The organism is Luteitalea pratensis (assembly GCF_001618865.1).
Lineage (GTDB): Bacteria > Acidobacteriota > Vicinamibacteria > Vicinamibacterales > Vicinamibacteraceae > Luteitalea > Luteitalea pratensis.
The window spans coordinates 100,825-116,641 of the sequence record NZ_CP015136.1 but is presented as its reverse complement, the minus strand read 5'-3'; the positions used below and the strand labels follow the sequence as shown (position 1 = coordinate 116,641).

General features: G+C 65.6%; 10 protein-coding genes. 3 read left to right on the top strand and 7 right to left on the bottom strand.

Annotated features, from left to right (window positions below; translation table 11 throughout):
* Window position 1: 1 nt before the first annotated feature.
* Window positions 2-451, bottom strand: a complete 450-nt coding sequence (locus tag LuPra_RS00510) for a CBS domain-containing protein (protein ID WP_234800655.1) — start codon at window positions 449-451, stop codon at window positions 2-4.
* A 189-nt stretch (window positions 452-640) separates the two neighbouring features.
* Between LuPra_RS00510 and LuPra_RS00505 the strand changes: the two genes are divergently transcribed.
* Window positions 641-1,714, top strand: a complete 1,074-nt coding sequence (locus tag LuPra_RS00505) for a hypothetical protein (protein ID WP_110168948.1) — start codon at window positions 641-643, stop codon at window positions 1,712-1,714.
* 54 nt (window positions 1,715-1,768) lie between these two features.
* On the opposite strand, the gene LuPra_RS00500 is transcribed toward LuPra_RS00505, so the two are convergent.
* The gene (locus LuPra_RS00500) at window positions 1,769-2,212 is read right to left on the bottom strand and encodes a DUF3574 domain-containing protein (protein ID WP_110168947.1); all 444 of its coding nucleotides are present in this window, start codon (window positions 2,210-2,212) and stop codon (window positions 1,769-1,771) included.
* A gap of 91 nt (window positions 2,213-2,303) precedes the next feature.
* Between LuPra_RS00500 and LuPra_RS00495 the strand changes: the two genes are divergently transcribed.
* Window positions 2,304-2,996, top strand: a complete 693-nt coding sequence (locus LuPra_RS00495; protein ID WP_157898577.1) for a YdeI/OmpD-associated family protein — start codon at window positions 2,304-2,306, stop codon at window positions 2,994-2,996.
* Between the two features lie 29 nt (window positions 2,997-3,025).
* Window positions 3,026-6,082 carry a glycosyl hydrolase family 28-related protein gene (locus LuPra_RS00490; RefSeq protein WP_110168945.1) on the top strand — a complete coding sequence of 1,019 codons (3,057 nt, stop codon included), beginning with the start codon at window positions 3,026-3,028 and terminating at the stop codon, window positions 6,080-6,082.
* A 140-nt stretch (window positions 6,083-6,222) separates the two neighbouring features.
* Here the strand turns inward: LuPra_RS00490 and LuPra_RS00485 are convergent, their stop codons facing one another.
* The 5 genes from LuPra_RS00485 to LuPra_RS00455 form a co-directional block, all read right to left on the bottom strand.
* The gene (locus LuPra_RS00485; protein WP_110168944.1) at window positions 6,223-8,184 is read right to left on the bottom strand and encodes a hybrid sensor histidine kinase/response regulator; all 1,962 of its coding nucleotides are present in this window, start codon (window positions 8,182-8,184) and stop codon (window positions 6,223-6,225) included.
* Between the two features lie 190 nt (window positions 8,185-8,374).
* Window positions 8,375-10,690: a dienelactone hydrolase family protein gene (locus tag LuPra_RS00480; RefSeq protein WP_110168943.1), complete on the bottom strand. Its 2,316-nt coding sequence runs from the start codon at window positions 10,688-10,690 to the stop codon at window positions 8,375-8,377.
* A gap of 833 nt (window positions 10,691-11,523) precedes the next feature.
* Window positions 11,524-12,612, bottom strand: coding sequence for an exonuclease/endonuclease/phosphatase family protein (locus tag LuPra_RS00465; RefSeq protein ID WP_157898575.1), 1,089 nt, complete (start codon window positions 12,610-12,612; stop codon window positions 11,524-11,526).
* Between the two features lie 150 nt (window positions 12,613-12,762).
* Complete coding sequence (locus tag LuPra_RS00460) at window positions 12,763-12,984, bottom strand: hypothetical protein (protein WP_110168939.1); 222 nt, start codon at window positions 12,982-12,984, stop codon at window positions 12,763-12,765.
* A gap of 365 nt (window positions 12,985-13,349) precedes the next feature.
* Window positions 13,350-15,551 carry a patatin-like phospholipase family protein gene (locus LuPra_RS00455; RefSeq protein ID WP_110168938.1) on the bottom strand — a complete coding sequence of 734 codons (2,202 nt, stop codon included), beginning with the start codon at window positions 15,549-15,551 and terminating at the stop codon, window positions 13,350-13,352.
* Between the last annotated feature and the right edge of the window lie 266 nt (window positions 15,552-15,817).

Genomic DNA, 15,817 nt, shown 5'->3' with positions numbered 1-15,817 from the left:
ACTAGGCGGGGTACTTGCCGCAAATGTAGTCCTCGAGCTGATGGATCGTGGCGTCCTGAACCGACATGATCCAGTTGACGAGATCGCCAATCGAGAGCACACCGACGACCTTCCCGTCGTCGACGACGGGGAGGTGGCGGCAGCGCTTGTTCGTCATGCGGTGCATGCACTCATCCACGGTCGCCGTCGATGTGACGCTGACAACCGGGGTCGACATGATTTCGCTGACCTTCAGCTCTGTCGAGGAATGGCCCTTGAGCTTGACCTTGCGAACGTAGTCGCGCTCGGAGAGAAGCCCGACGAGCGTGTCGCCGGACATGACGAGGAGGGCTCCGACGTTCTTTTCTTCCAGCGTCTCGAGAGCCTTGTAGACGGTCTCGTCGGGACTGATGGAATACACCCCGGATCCCTTTTGCCTGAGGATGCGGTCAACCGAGTCGTGGAGTTTCACCAGCGACCCCCTTGATGAGGTGTGTCGATTGCTTGATTGAGGGCGGCATTGTAGGCACAAACGGCGCCGGTCGGCAACGGGATGACCAGGGGGAGAGATCCGGCGGTGAGGGACGCACCGCGTACTCATCGGTGACGACGGCGGGCAACGGCGTCGGCGGAAGCGCTAGAGTTCTGGTGGGAGGTCGCAATGACTGACGAGCTCACCGGGCCGGAACAGTTCACCGATGAAGACCGCCGGTACTCCGGATCGCGCTTCCGGGACGTCGTCGATGCGCTGTTTGCAAACCCGTATCAAACGGTGTGGGGTCGGGAAGGCGAACCGCCGCTGCCGGATCGGGAACAGACCATCAAGAGCGTCTTCGGCGGACTTCTTGCCCGTGGCAGGTCTTCCCGCTTCGAGGGCGCGTCCGCACGAACGCTCGACTCCGCTGCCGACCTGCGATGGGGATCGGATCGGAAGGGGTTCGCGCGCTTCCTTCACCCAACCGGCGTCTGCCTTGTGGGCCGCTGGCAGATCACCGAAGACACGCCGTATTCCGGCTATTTCCGTCGAGCCAGTAAGGCACTCGTGGTCGCCCGGTACTCGAGCGGAGGAGGAGGGAACCGGCGCGGTCGGATTCGATCGCTGGCGCTGGTCGGCAAGCTGTTTCCAACGATGGACCCCGACCACCACATGCCGCTACGAACCGCGAACTTCATCACGCAGCAGGACATCGGTGGGGAGCGAAGCGATTCGATCAATGCCGCCGAACTGCGCAACGCGCCAGACGTGACCGTCTTCCGCCGCGGCCCCGCCGGGACGCTGCTGATCAAGGTGGCGTCCGTGTTCAGGCGCGTGGACGCGGAGCCAACCATCCGCCAGCTCTATCCGATTGCGGAGTTGGGGAAGGCAGGCGACGAGCCAACACGGGCACCGGCCTTCATGCGATTGCTCGTCGCACCCGAGCAACCCGTCATTGCCGGGGAGGACCTCGACGTGCGCGACGAAGTCATGGCCCAGATCTTCGACCGCGGCGACCCGGTGCCGAAGCGGACCCTGACGTTCACGATCGATGTCACCGACGATGGGGACACGTCGGGCACGCCGTTCCGCGTGCGCCGCACATTCCGGAACTGGCGGCGGATCGGGAGCCTGGTGTTCGACAACGCCGTCGTGTCGCACAACGGCGATGCCGTGATTCATTTTGCGCATCCGACATGGCGGCAGGATCGCGACGACCCGGCGACGGCCACGCGCCTCAACAAAGTCAAGGTCCGCTGAGGCGTCGAAGGGGGTCAGGTCCCTGGCGGACAGATCGAGTCGGGATGCACCGAACTACGCCGCGACACACACGCGCGCGCTGTCCCACAGGACCGACTCCTGCTCGAACGTCTTGCGATACGCCTCGATGACGGCCATCACCGACATCCGCGCCGCCGCCGTATCGGGATGGACAAGCAGCAGGACCTTCGACTGCTCGTGATCGATGTTGCCAGCGGCCGACTTCCACTGGCCCTCCGCCTCCCACACGGTCAGCCCCTGGGGGAACCGCGCGGTCACTTCGTCGCGCAGGAAGATCTGCCACTCGAGTTCGGTCACGGCGCCCTTCGGCCGCGCCAGCCCGAAGTAGAGCGTCGTCCGGGCCTGCGGGGTCGATGAGGCGCCGCACTCCATAACGACCGAGAAACCCTGGGCCCCGACCGGGGCCTGCATGCGGTCTCCGGCGACGAAGCCAGCGGCGAAGATCAAGGTGCCCACGGTGAGTATCAGCGGTCGCATGGGAGCACTCCTCCGGTCAGCTGTTTTCTTGCATGCATGGCTGAGCTGGACTCAGATGTTCCCTTTCTGCGTGTCGCGCGTCAAGTGGCTCATGAGTTCCTCTGCCGCGAACGTGGTCATCGCTCTCGGTCTTGTCGCGATTGGTCTGGGCATTGGCGCTGCTGGCATCTATGTCGGGGATACTGAAGACGCGCCCGGCGGCGTTGCGGAGGCACCGGCAGCAATGACGACAGCGCTCACGACCCTGCAGGTCACGAGTCGCCGACAATGGCGGTCGTGGCTCGCCGCGCACCACGCGTCCAGTCCAGGCGTCTGGATCGTCCGCCACAAGCTGCACACCGGCGTCACGTCGATGACCTATGAAGACCTCGTGTGCGAAGCGCTCTGCTTCGGGTGGGTCGACAGCCTGGTCAAGCGCCTGGACGACGATCGGTATGCGACCAAGGTCACGCCGCGCAAGCCGACGAGCAAGTGGTCAGAGAGCAACCGACGACGCTGGAGCGATCTCGAGGCCGCCGGCCTGCTCACGGCAGCCGGGCGTGCGGCAGCACCGACCAACACCACCTATGCGTCACGACCGGTCATCCCGACACTGCCGGCCTACATCGCCACGGCGCTGAAGGCGAATCCGAAAGCATGGGCGTTCTTTCGCGAGCTGGCTCCTACTTACCGGCGCAACTTCGTGGTCTGGATTCACACGGCCAAACGGGCCGACACTCGCGCTCGACGCCTGCAGGAGTCGGTGGCGCTGCTGGCAGCCGGGAGGAAGCTCGGTTTGAAGTAGGCCCGTACCTCCGAGCGTACACTCGCCGGGTGCTGACACGCTTTCTTGTTTGCCTGGCGCTGTCGATCGTCTCGTCGCCGGCCTGGCCGGAGTCGGTGTTCACCTCGCGGCCCGACGATCCGACGGCTGTCTACATCGACCCCGCGACGCCGGCAGCGGCCGGTGATCACAGCGGCGTGTTGCAAGCAGCGCTGGATCGTGCTGCCGACAACCCGAATGGCGGGATCGTCTTCGTCCCGGCGGGCCGGTACCGCGTGTCGCGCACGCTGATCGTGTGGCGGGCCGTGCGTGTCATCGGCTACGGCGCCACACGTCCGGTCCTCGCGCTACCGGATCGGACACCCGGCTTCCAGACAGGAATGGGATTGATGGTCCATTTCACGAGCGCGCGACCGCCGCGCAACGGGCAGAAGCCGACGCAGGTCCCCTTTCCGCCTCCCGGATTGGTCCCGCCAACCGAGGGCATCGCGGACGCGAACCAGGGGACGTTCTATTCGTCGATGATGAACATCGACATGGAGATCGGTGAAGGCAATCCCGCCGCCGTCGCCATCCGGTTCCACGTCGCCCAGCACGGCGTGCTGAGCCACATGGACTTCCGCATCGGCTCCGGTCTCGCCGCGCTGACCGACATCGGCAACGTCGGGCAGGCCCTGCGGTTCTATGGAGGGCGCTACGGCATCCTGACCAGCAACACCTCGCCGTTCTGGCCCTACACGCTGATCGACTCGATGTTCGACGGCCAGCGCGAGGCGTCCATTCGCGAGCACATGGCCGGGCTGACCGTGGTGCGGACGACGTTCCGCAACGTGCCGGTCGGGATCAGCATCGATAAGGATTACTCCGATCACCTCTGGCTGAAGGACGCGCGCTTCGAGAACGTCACGACAGCGGCCATCGTCATCGACAAGGCGCAGAACCCGGCCACGCAGATCGGCGTGGCCGACGCCCTCTGCTCGAACGTGCCGGTCTTCGCGCGCTACAGGGAGAGCGCCCAGGCGCGCACGGGACCGGCAGCCGTGTACCGCGTCACGCGCTTCAACCATGGCCTTCACGTGCGCGACGCGGACAGCACGGGCGGCATCGAAACGCAGTTCGAGGCGGAACCGCTACGGGCCTTGCCTGCGCCGCCTCCGGCCGCGATCCGTGCGCTGCCGGCCATGACCGACTGGGTCAACGTCCACACGCTCGGCGTCAAGGGTGATGGCGAGACCGACGACACGCGCGCCCTCCAGGCGGCCATCGATGCACATCGCGTTCTCTATTTCCCGTCCGGCTTCTACATCATCCGCGACACGGTCCGGCTGAGACCGGAAACGGTGTTGATTGCGCTGCACCCGAACACGACACAGCTCGACTTGCCGGACCGCACCAGCGGCTTCGAGGGCGTCGGCGCTCCGAAGGCGCTGCTCGAGGCACCGCAGGGCGGCACCAACATCGTCAGCGGCCTCGGGCTCTTCACCGGATCGACCAACCCGCGGGCGACGGCCGTGCTCTGGATGGCAGGCAAGGACTCGCTCCTCGACGACATCCAGATCCATGGGTTTGCCGGCACGTTCTTTCCACCTGCAGTCAGCGCGACCGTGTTCGGACCCGAACGGCCGAGGGGATCGTTCGCGCCCGGGCGATGGGGCGCGCAGTATCCGAGCATCTGGGTGACGCGCGGGGGCGGCGGAACGTTCCACAACATCTGGAGTCCGAATACGTACGCGCAGTCAGGTTTCCATGTGTCGGACACCACGACGCCGGGGTACGTCTACGAGTTGTCCGCCGAACACCACCTGTTTGGTGAGATCAAGCTGGATCGCGTCGAGAACTGGGAGTTCCACGGGCCACAGACCGAAGAGGAGGCGTCGACGAGTGCCGAGGCCGTCGCCTTCGAGATCACGGATTCCAAAAACATCCTGATCGCGAACTATCGTGCCTATCGCGTGACGCGCAGCTACGCGCCGTTCCCGGCGGCCGTGCGCGTCTACACGTCGGACCGCATTCGGTTCCGCAACGTCTACGTCAACGCCGAGCATGGCTACGGCGTGTGCGACGAGCACGGGTGCGGCACCATCCTGCGCGCCGGCAAGTTCGCCTACGACAACATGCTCGAGGACGTCACGCGCGGCCGGCAGGTGCGCGAGCGCAACGTGGCCGTGCTCGATCTGGACCCGGCCCTCCCGGGCTCGCAGTCACGACCAGACGCCCCACCATCAATGGGTTTCGCCGTCGAGAAGCTCGAAGGCGGATTCCACTCGATCGGAGGGGCAGCGGTCGACGCCGCCGGCACGATCTACTTCATCGACGCACACCAGCAGCGCATCTTCTCGTGGTCGTCGCAGAGCCGGCTGAAGATCGTCCGCGATGCGCGGCTCGACCCGGTGAACCTCGCGTTCGACCAGTCAGGCAACCTGCTGGTGCTTTCCTCGGCAGGGCGGGAGAGCACCGTGTACACGTTCCGGCCCGACGGTCCGCGTGATGCGCTCACGGTGCTGGAGCCACAGCCTCGTCAGGCGGGCACCGCCTTCGCATTGCCGGCGACGGTCTGGGCAGACGGCCAGTTCAGGAACCACCTCGACCTGGCGACGTACGAGTACGAGACACATGCGCAGATGTTCGCGCGAGCGGTGACCACGGCCATGCCGCAGGCGTACGTGTCACCGGACGGCAGCCTGCAGATTCCCGCGAGTCGCGTCTTCACGCAAGGCCCCGACGGTGCCTACCCGGGCATGGACGAGACCGGCTGGCGCTGGTCGCATGCGCTCGACGCGTACAGCCTCATCACGGCGCGCGCCGGCGATCGCGTGTACGTCACGAGCGGTGCCGAGAACCGCACCTATCGCGCCGTCGTGCGCGACGACGGCACACTGGGCGATCTCGCTCGATTCGCGGAGCGGGGCGGTGAGGCGGTCGTCAGCGACCGGGACGGCAACGTGTACGTCGCCAACGGGCAGATCTTCATCTTCCGCTCATCCGGCGAATTCACCGGGCGGATTGACATACCCGAGCGACCGATCGGGCTGCGATTCGGTGGTCGTGACGGCAACACGCTGTACGTGCTCACGCACCGATCGCTGTACGCAGTCCGGAGGCGTTGACTCCGGGCCTCATACGGCGTGCGGACGTTCGCAGCGCGAGTCCGGTGATCACTGGTTGGACGCTGTCGGTGGGCCCCGGGCGCCGTCTCGGCACCGACGCGCCGAAGGAGCGATGGAGTGCCCGGCACCGGGGGTGGCAGTCAGCCGAGTGCGCCACCCGAATCGGTGCGCCGTGTACGCGGGGTGCCGGCCTCGCTGGGCCGCGCGATCGGGCGTTGCGCGATCGTCGCCAGCAGATCTTCCAGCGTCGCCGGCGAGAGGGGCTTCGTGAGGTGATAATCGCATCCGGCTTCGTGCGCCTTGCGACGATCCTCGTCTTGCCCCCACCCGGTCAAGGCGGCGATGTGGACGTGGTTCATTTCCGGCATTTCTCGCAGTCGTCGCGCAACGCCATACCCGTTGATCACCGGAAGACCGATGTCCAGGAAGATCACGTCAGGGTCGCACTGGGTGGCGACCGTGATCGCGGTGCCGCCATCGTGGGCCAGCCACGTGTCGTGGCCGAGACGTGAGACCGCAAGCTCCAGCATCTCCGCGGCATCGAGGTTGTCTTCCACGATCAGCACGCGAAGAGCGCGGTCCGCGGCGACCTTCGGCCGTTCGGACGGGACGGCCGTCGCGGCTTCCACCGTGATCGGCAGCCGAATCTCCACCTCGGTCCCGTGGCCCGGCCCTGGGCTCCGTACACCAATCTGCCCGTCTTGCATCTCCACCAAGCGCCGCGCCAGTGTCAGGCCGATGCCCAGGCCACCGGTCGTGCGTTCGAGAATCGGCTCCGCCTGATGGAACATGTCGAACACTCGCGGGAGGACGTCGGAGGCGATTCCGACCCCGGTGTCGCGGATGCACACGACAGCCTGGTGGGATTGCTCGTCGGCGGTGAACCAGATGTGCCCGGCACGAGGCGTGAACTTCACCGCGTTCTGCAGGACATTGGTGAAGACCTGCACGAGCCGCGCACCATCACCGTCCACGACGATAGGGCTGGAGGGCGGCTGAACGTGCAGTGTCTGCCCCGCGGCGGTCGCGAGTGGTGAGATGGATTCGGCGGCGATCGCCATCAGGCGGGTGATGTCGAGCGGCTCGCGACGCAACTGGATCTTGTTTGCCGTGATCCGGGACACATCCAGCAGATCATCGACGAGGCGCACGAGCTGCCCGACCTGGCGTTCGATCACATCGCGGGCACGGGCCGCAATCGCCGCCGGGGCATCGACTTTCAGCGCCTCCAGGGCGAAGCGAATCGGGGCCAGGGGATTCCGGAGCTCGTGCGCCAGCGTCGCGAGAAATTCATCCTTGCGCTGATCCGCCTCGGTCAGCCTGGCTGTACGGTCGCGGACCCTGAGCTCCAGTTGTCGATTGAGTGCGTCCGCCTCGTTCTTGGCGCGCTGGAGGCCCTCGATGAGATCCCGGTTGGCAAATCGGAGCCAAAACGAGGACTCAATCGCCAGATGGAATCGCCAGCTCGTCACCACCGTCGCCACGGTGAACAGCGCGGCGAGGAAGGCCATCATGATGTGGTCGGGATCGCCCGCGGTGGCCAGGCGTAACGCGGTCAGAAAACCGGCTGGCAAAAGGAAGGTGAGAAACGCCTCTGGCCGTGCCGCAAGAAGCGAAGCGCCGCCGAGCATGACACCGCCGACCGCGAAGACAAGCAGGATCTCGTTCGTGGGCTGACTCGCCGGGTTGAGTACGAACGCGCCGGCCCCCCAACCGAGCGCGGCCATCGCGGTCCCGATCACGAACGCCTGATTCCATCGACCCACCTCCCCGTCGCTCCGTGACGCCTGCCGATACAGGCGCACCAGCACCGATCTGGCCGCGGAGATCAGCAGCATGTACAGCAGCCACGCCACGACCACAACGCGAGGAATCGAATCCCAGTGCGCGTAGGCGAGCAGCGACGCGATGACGAAGGAGACGGCCGTCCCCGTGTCGGCGTTCTCGTACAGCAGGTGAGTTTCTGCCGTACGTACCTGACGTTGATGCTCGAGGCTGGAGGGACCAGCTGGCGCGCGTGGCTCGAGATGCTGACCGAGCCCTGCCGTGGCATCAGCAGCGCGCGAGGCGCGGTGTAGCAGGCGCGCGATACCCATCGCCATGAGCCCTCCCGACGGCAAGCCCTGTCACATGAGCTGGAGCCGGGATGCGGCGAGCGCCACCGGCAGACACACGCACGCCACCAACGGTAGTCGCGTCAATGGTATGCGATCCCCCTGACCATCATTGATGAGTCGGCGTCAGGTTCTGAGGCGTCCCCTTTTTGACGCGCGTGGCCGGCGGGGCCGACACTCACTTCGGCTCGGGCCACCGCAGGTGCTTGTGCAAGAACGCGAACGTGCCCTGGCCGTTGATACTGTGGCCACCCTGGAAGTACTCGATCTCGGTCCGATCGGCCAGGCCGAGCTGCGCGTAGAGGAACTGGACCTTGCCGTATTCGTGGGCGACCCACTGATCGCGCCCGACCAGATCGAGATGCCCACGCTCGACCATGAACGGTCGCGGGAAGATCAGGTAGGCCATCTCGGCGTAGTCGAACGTGTGTCCCCAGTTCCAGTACGGCATCTCCCATTCGATCGTGCGCATGAAGCTGAAGGGCTCGTCGGTCGCGGCGACCTTGCGCGTCCACTGGTTGAAGTCGCCGGAGCAGATCGAAAGTGCGTACTTCTCGAGAATCGCCGGAATGCGCACGGCCGTTTCGCCGCCGTAGCTCAGACCATAGAAGGCCATGCGATCGGCGTCGACGAAGGGCAGCGATCCGAGCCACTCGAGAATGCGTTCGTGCTGGCCAAGGATGAACGAGAACAGCGTGGCGCGAATCGTGTTGGCCTTGCGACTGAGCCACCGGTACCGATCCTCGCCGCGATACAGGTTGTGCGGCGCGAAAACGACGAAGCCGCGATCGGCGAGCGCCGACCCGAAATCGTTGTAATACGACACGTGGCGATCGATCGTCTCGCGCGGCAGGCCATTGCGGCCGTGCTGAACCACGACGACCGGCCGCCGCTCGCCCGCCGCGATGCCCTTTGGCACCACGATCACGCCCCAGGCGAACACGTCGGGCCAGACGTCGAGCACGACATCCCAGGCGGTCCATCTGTCGGTCTCACCGACCTTGCGCGTGCGCGGGTTGAGCAGAAGATATGGCTGGTCGAACACGCCGATGCCGTCCTGGCGAAAGCGCTCGCGATAGACACGCGCGCCTTCGATGAACGTGTCCGGCGGCCACGTCGGCCGCACTTTCTCGGTGTTCCACTTCAACTCGGTCAATGCCGGCAGGACGGCGTAAAGAAACGCCCGGTCGCGAATGTGCTCGGCCTCTCGCACCAATGACTGGACGTACCGCTCCATGTCGAGCACTGTCCGGGCGTGGCGCGCGGCGGGATCGAATCGCTGTCGACGGTCCTCGAGCGGGCCGGCCGAACGTGCCGTGAGCGTGAAGCCCAGTCGTGCTGCAAAATCGCCGAGCGCGCGCGTGGATATCGCGACCACCGGTTGATCGCCGGCGCCGGCGACGAGTGACGGCCTGGGGAACGCCGCAAGGACCGGAATGCGATCGAACTCGGCGCGAACCGATGTGCCGGACGGCGTTTGCCAGGCGCCCTTGCTGCTGGTGAATGCGGCCACCTCGGCGTGCTCGATGACCAGGTGCCGCGGCACGACGAGCGCGGCGATCTCGGCATCACCGAACCGTTCGAGCAGGCTCCAGATGTTGCGATCGATGGGCTCTTGCCAGACGCGTCCGCGGCGATCGAAATAGCCGCTCACGAGCGCCCCATCGATACGCGTGTCGATGGCCGCGGCATAGAAGGCAATCAGCCCGCCTTCCGCATAGCCGACAACGCCGATCTTCGCGGTGTCACCACGGCGGGCGCGGAAGCGATCGACGGCCGCGAGCACTTTCTGGACCTCGAGGCCGATCGGATGCCGGCCCATGTGAAAGGCCTGCCGATAGATCCACTCCCGCCACGTCTGCTGGCTCTGACGAAGCTGCGGATCGTCTGTCTGAATCGGCGTCCGCTGGACCAACGTCGGGACGATCAGTTCGCAGCCGCTCTCGGCCAACAACCGGGCGAACTGACGGTCAGGCGTCAACCCCGGTGCGAGGCCAAGGATCTGTTCTGGGGTCTGCCCGGCATCGGGCACGGCGACCAGAGACGCTGACGGCGCGCCACTTGTGGGCTCGACCAGCAACCCCTCGGCCGTCATCCCGTCGAGCACCGGCCAACGAACCTGCCACACGCGGTAGCCAGCTGCCTCGGCCACCAGTGCGGGGTTGTCGTCGTCCCCGTAGCGTTCGAGTGCTGGAGGGACGCGCGGATCGACGGCGCCGATGATCTCGCGCAGACGATCGCGATTGCCCTGCAGCGAGGCGTCCCACGCGGCGCGCGACGAGCGGTCGTACGTCCAGAATCGGTTGGATCGCGCCTGCGTCTCGGCGATCTGGCGCTCGACGAACCGATGCGCGCCGTCCATGAGGCGGCCGGACAGATCCTCCTCGGGCCAGTCGAGCGCGGTCGTTTGCGCCAGCGGTTCTGCCGCCGGGGGCTGACTGTTTGTCGCTTGCGAACCGATTGGCGACTCGAGCCGCACCGCCACCGTCAGCATCACGACCGCGACTCGTATCAAGAGGGTTCGCAAAGATCTACCTCGCTGGCAGCGGCGACATCGCCGTCACTTGTGCGGGGGCTACCACGATCCCTCGATCATCTGAATGTCACTGCGGAACGGACCGAAGCGGACGCGGCGGGCGGCGGTTCCATTGAGGACGACGGCGATGAAGCGTGAAGCGTAGCATCGGGCCCGAGCGAAATCGAGAGCCGGACTCGTCAATCTGCGCTTCGACGTGGTCGTGTTCGATCGTTCGAGCGGAGTCATCACGCGGCTCAGCAAGGATCCGGAGTCCGGCTGGATGGAGCCACGCCGGTCCCCCGCCATTGACGGAAGCGGGAACGTCATCGCCTTTTCGTCGCGGCGACTCACAGACGATCGTGATCGACGCGATGACTTCGACCTGTTCGTGCACCGACGGTGCGAAGGAGAGGAGCTGCGTTGACCAATCGCACGTGCATCCGCGGGTGTACGTGCTCGGTGGGCGGCGTCGACGTCAGAGTGACGAAGACCAACGTCGGCGCGTGATCGACGCGGTCACAATTCACCTACGGACAGACCGCTGCGCTCGCAGGCTCGCGGCGAAGGATCGCATGCAGCCGATGCAGGTGGAGCACCACGGCGACAGAGGCTCAACCGCCTGCGAGCGTCGCTGCGATGACAAGCATCAGAATCACGTCTCGTCTTCTCCGGGACAGAACGTCAGCGCGCCCGAAGTGCAGCCAGTCCAACGTCGGGCGGCGCAGGAATCCTGATCGACACCCTACCATCGGCGCGGGGTGAAGAGGAGACGCAGGTCAGCGACCGCGCCTCCTCGATGAGTCACATCCCTACTTGCCCAGCAGGCACGCCGCCGACAACCCGATGTGGTCCGAGATCGGCTGCAGCGCGAACGTCTCCGTGTGGCAGGCGCCAAAGCCCTCCTTCACGTAGATGTTGTCGACTCCGCGAGGCGTCTGGCCCTGGCACTGCGCAAGGTTGGCATGCGTCGCCGCAGGGCAGTACGTCGGCTCGGCGAAGAGGGCGGAGAACCCGTTCGACAGCAGGAGTTCGTGGGCGGCCGGCTGGTAGTCCAGGCCGGAGTTGACCGTCCCGACGACGAGGTCTGCCCCCGCATCGATCGCGCCCTGCGCCATGTTGCTCGCCGAGTTGCCGTACTGGAGCACCGACAGGGACGGGTCGATGTCTTCGAGATCGTTGGTGGGGAAGTGCGCGAAGGCGAACCGCACGTGCGAGATCGTCGCGTAAATGGCCGCGCGTCGTATGCCCGCGGTCTCGTAAGGCACCTCCTGGATGTTGCTCAGCGGGCTCCGGCTCAGCACGAGCAGGCCGGGTCTGCCCAGGTGGCCATACTTCACACCCTGGGTCTCGCCACAGATGGCGACGGAACGGAACGCCGCGTCGCGCGGCAGGAACTGCATCGCGTTGTCGAGGCAGGCCGCCGCCAGCTGGTTGAAGGGGTTGTAGTTGTGGATGCCAATGCCGATGCGCAAGGTCAGGCACTCGGACGGCATCGGCGGCACGAGTTGCAGCAATTGCGTCGTGTTCACGCCGTACGCAATCAGGCAGCCCACGTACTGCTGGACGAGATAGTTCATGGTCGGGTCGGTCAGGTCGGCACCCGCAGGATCCTGCGCCATGGTGGCGTAGTAGTGATAGCCATACCTGCGGCTCACGGCGGGATCGGCCAGGATGCGACTCGCCGCATCGTCGGTCCACACCGACTGCAGCACGAGCACGTCGAACTTGGAGTCGGCGATCGTCGTGACAACGTCGGCCTCGTTGGTGAACCAGGGCTGCAGCATCGTGTTCCACGTGCCGATCTTCAGGTTCACGGGTGGTCTGAGCGTCGGCTGCGCAGCAGCCATCCCCGACAGCATCAGGAACAACCCGCCGACCAGGGCTAATTTTGTTCTCATCGATATTTCCTTCACGAGAATGGGACAAGCATGGGCCTTTCGGGCCGACAGATACTCAAGGCTGGCGCGCACGTGAGGGACGACGGTCCCGGCTGCGGGACGACGCCGTAACAGCCGCATTACGGTGAAGGAAGCTCGCATGCGGTCGACCTATTGTAGTGCTGCCGTCGAGAACCGCATCGGCATTCTCGTCGAGGAGGGAAACGCGCTCACCTGGGCACGCCCGACAATCAGCACCTGCAGGAAGACGTGCGTGAGGAACAGCACTCCGGAGCACTTCGTCGCGCCGGCGAGTTGGCCGAAGGACACTCCCGAGAGTGTCAGCGCGAGACCGGTGCTGACGGCTCCCGCCAGGATCCACGGGACGATCACGGACCGTCGACCTGAGGTCGACGGCTACAGTCGTTCTCTACGCTGGAGAGACCCTCCAGCGGGGGGACGACTTCGATCTCAATCGTCGGTCGAGCTCGCCGCAGACGCCCCACTACGCGTCAGGGCAGGGATTCGAGCGTGTCGTCACTCCTCGCGGTATAGCGGCGGCTCGACGAACGGCGCGGTCGGGTCTCAAGGCGCCGGCCCCGCAGCGCAGCAGCGCGCGCCATCACCCGAGGATCGTGAAGAGATCCGTGGCGTCGGCGATTGTGACCATGATTTGTCCAGGAGCAGCGGTCACCAGGTCGGCTATGTCGCACGACTTGGTCTGGCTGGGTGTGGCGCTAACCCCTGCTCCACCTCGCTCAAAGTTCCACCGCCTGTCCCGCCTGCAGTTTCGCCAGCAGCAAGTCGCGAGGACTCGTGGAGGTGAGGTCCTTCAGCCGTTCTGCAAACGGCCAATCGTCGGCCCGCGTCGCGGCATCGGCCAGTTCGTGAAGGTGACCGAGGTGGTATTCGAACATTTTGGAGGCCATCTGGTAACCGCACGCCATCAGCGACTGCGACTCGTCGGGGGTGAAGACGTTGAGATCGGTGCGCAGCTCGGCGATCGCCTGCTGCAGATCCTTACGCACGCCCGACGGGCTCAGCGTCGAGCGCCTGATTGTGTATGCTTCGTCGGCGAAGCTCAGTCGAATCGGATCGGCGTCGAGGCCCGCCTTCAAGTGCAAAAACATCATGCCGCGAACCAAGCCCGTCATCCGCCGCGACGACAGATCGCCGTAATTGGACTGCCGCACCCGTTCCATCAGCGTATCCATGGCGCGCGAGGCGTACGACAGGAGTCCCTTCACCCCGGGTGTGGGCCGCGGCTCGAGCATCAATTGGCCCGACGCGTCGCTCACGAGCAGCACATTGCAGTTGCTGGCCAGCAGCGCCACCGTCCCCTGGTTGTCGTAGACGCCGCCATCCACTAGCTTGACGTCCATCGGTGTCTTGTACGGAGCGTCCAGTGTCATCGGCTCGAACACACCGGGCACGCAGGCCGACGCGGCCACCGCGCGCCCCAGCCGCATCCGCCAGTGGTCGCGGTCGTAACGCGACCATTGCAACCGCGGGACGAGGTCGGTGTCTTCGTGCACCGCCCACGGCGATTCCCCCATCCACGTCGGTGTGAATTGCCACCCATGTCCGGTGTTCACGGTCGTGGCGTTGATCACCAGCGCCGGGACCTTGTGAGCGCGCAGCCAGTTGTGCCGCGACGGATTGAAGGGCTGCTCGTTGACGATCTTCGCGTCGTAGTCCGCGGGCGTGAAGGGCAGATCGTCCATGTAGATCGGCCCCGCCTTGCCAGGCAGGAACCGACGATAGAAGTTCTCCTCGAGCAGGTCGGCGACCTCCTCGCCGTTCATCGCCCCCTTCTTGCTCCTGAACAGGAACCCGATCGCGACTGCGGCTTTCGACGGCTGCACGCCCGCGCGAAGATCCAGGGCTACCGAATCGCTGAAACTCTTGATCAACCGCCGAACGATCGTCATGTAGGCGTCGGGGCCCATCGGCGCGGGGTCGAGCAGGCGCTCGCGCACTGCCAGCCAATACGCGGCGCCGACGATGCTGCCGCCGGAGACGCACGAGAGCACGTCGACGTGTCGCAGCACGTCGAGCTCGGCGAGCCGCGCCAGCACTCCGAGGTGATAGAACGACGCACGGAAGCCGCCGCCTGACAGCGCCAGGCCGACCTTGCCGATGAAGGCCGATCGTACGGCCGCCGAGGCGCCTGGCAGAAGGGCCTCGAAGAACTGGCGGATCGCCGGCTGCTCGAGCGGCCGCGCCGTGTGGAGGTGCGCCAGCGTCGCCAGCTGTCGTGCCGTCGTCTCGAGCTTCCAAAGCGGAGGTCTCTTCGCGTCGGCGAGTGTAGCGGTCGCCTCGGCGTAGCGTCTAAGCCCGAAGAGAGCCTCGGCCCTTGTCGCCGCGTTCCACCAGCTGCCCTTGACCGGCAGCTCCGCGACGATGCGCTCCCGCAATGCCGTGGCGCGCGCCTGCCGTACGACCGGGTTACTGCCGCGTGCCGCGAGGACATCCTCCAGAAACGCGGCGTTGATGTGTGGATACGCGTCGTCGCCCAGCTCGCCCTCTGCGCCACGCTGGTACAACTTCGCCGACTCCTCGAGATCCGGCAGTTGGCCGAGGTCGAACCACTTGCGCTTGTAGATTCCGGCGGCAATGCCGAGCGTTTCAGCGTCTGTCAGCGCAAGCAGATCGCCGAACTCGTTCTCCAGCAATTCGATCGCGCGCGTGTGTCGGGCGGCAGCGCTGAGCTCCTCGTCCTTACTCGTCAGGAGTGCTTCCTGCTGGCATAGTTCGGCGCGAAGAGACCGATCGCGCGTGAACCTGTCGATGACGATTTCACTCTCACGGTCGCTGTCACGAAGCCGCGCCAGCACCGCCCGGGCGAGCGACGGCTCGTTTTCGTGGTCGCGGAGGCCCCGCCAGAGGGCGTCCGCATCCTTGAAATACAAGCATTCCCCGGCGAGAAACGATCGCGCCTGCTTCGTCAGATCGCCCATCAGCCCTCCTGATTGTCGTCACATCTTACCGCTTCCGGAGCATGCCGTCTGTCTGCAACCGCATCGGTTAACTTCAGCGGCCGACTACACGACCCACGTTCGTGTGCAATTGTGCAGATCGTGGTGACGCACATGGCCGTTCGGCCGAGGAGGGCGACCAAGAGCGACGGTCACACCCAGCCAGGCCCATCGATGACGACGTCACTCGGTGCGAACACGAGAAGCGCCGCGCCGGCCACCGTCATGAACGCGGCAAGCGTGGCCGC